Source organism: Streptomyces sp. NPDC041108 (assembly GCF_055592645.1).
On the sequence record NZ_JBVIYK010000060.1, the window covers coordinates 1 to 1,063 of the forward strand.

The 1,063-nt window shown below is 70.6% G+C and carries 2 protein-coding genes and 1 pseudogene; 1 reads left to right on the forward strand and 2 read right to left on the reverse strand.

The genetic code is table 11. The features are described from left to right. A partial coding sequence (locus ACZ6BB_RS42200; protein ID WP_471620380.1) for a hypothetical protein occupies positions 1–480 on the forward strand: 480 nt, incomplete at its 5' end. On the opposite strand, the gene ACZ6BB_RS42205 is transcribed toward ACZ6BB_RS42200, so the two are convergent. Next, a complete protein-coding gene (locus tag ACZ6BB_RS42205) occupies positions 413–757 on the reverse strand; it encodes a transposase (protein WP_471620381.1) in 345 nt (114 codons plus the stop codon). The genes ACZ6BB_RS42200 and ACZ6BB_RS42205 overlap by 68 nt on opposite strands. Positions 758–806: 49 nt before the next feature. Then, a pseudogene (locus tag ACZ6BB_RS42210) lies at positions 807–1,034 on the reverse strand (transposase); the annotation flags it as partial. Positions 1,035–1,063 lie beyond the last annotated feature (29 nt).

The window sequence follows — 1,063 nt, forward strand, 5'->3', positions numbered from 1 at the left end:
GCGGTGGTGAGGGTGGAGGAGCTCGAAGCCGAACTGGAGCGGGTGCGGACGGACTTGGCGGACGCGGAAGAGGTCCTCAGGCACCGGGTGATCGGTCTCGAGCAGTATCTGGAGGCACTGGCCGAGGAGGAGACGCCCGCGGAGGTGACCGTGGTGTCGCGCAGGAGGCCGGTCGGGCCGCGACGGGCGGTGCCGCATCGGGAGAACGCGGCCGGGGCCGAGGACCTGTCGGTGGACTACCAGGCGGTGATGGCCGCGGCGGCCGACGCGGGAGCCGATGGGCTCGGTGCCCGGCGGGCAGCGGTGGTGCTCGGCTGGGACAGCGCGTCCGCTTCCCGCGTCGAGGGCGCGAGAGCACGCCTGAAGAGGCTGGTGGAACGGGGCTGGCTGGTGGAGGTGAAGCCGGGACGGTTCACGCTGCCGGCGTCGGAGCAGACCCAGGACGCTGACGCTGTCGGACGGCCAGGCGGCGGTTCATGAGTGTGATCATCGACCACAGGATGACGGCTTCGCTGGTGTCGGTGCGTCGTTCGTAGTCCCGGACCAGGCGTCGGCTGCGCAGGAGCCAGGCGAAGGATCTTTCCACGACCCAGCGGCGGGGCAGGACCTGAAAACCCTGGACGTCTTCGTGGCGCAGGACGACGTCGAGGACGAGTCCGAGGTGCTGGGCAGCCCAGTCCTGGAGGTGACCGCGGTAACCGCCGTCCGCCCAGATCTTCGAAAGCCGTCGCGACCGGCTCCTCGCCGTGGGCAGCATCCCGGTCGGTGGTGGACGCCGGCGTGACCAGCACGTCCAGCAGGAGTCCCAGGGTGTCGGTGAGCAGGTGCCGCTTGCGCCCGTTGATCTTCTTCCCGGCGTCGAATCCCCGTGAGCCGCAGGCCACGGTGGCGTCCGCCTTCACCGACTGGGAATCGATGACCGCCGCACTCGGCTCCGGTGCACGGCCCTCTGCCCGGCGGACCGCCTGGTGCAGGCGTTCATGCAGTTCGCTCACCAGCCCCGTATCCCGCCAGCGGGCGAAGAAGGCATACACACGAGGCCAGGGCGGGAAGTCCGCGGGCA

What these genes read in the sequence shown, in the direction of transcription:
- ACZ6BB_RS42205 (WP_471620381.1), bottom strand. Translation starts at nt 757, where the DNA reads ATGCTGCCCACGGCGAGGAGCCGGTCGCGACGGCTTTCGAAGATCTGG.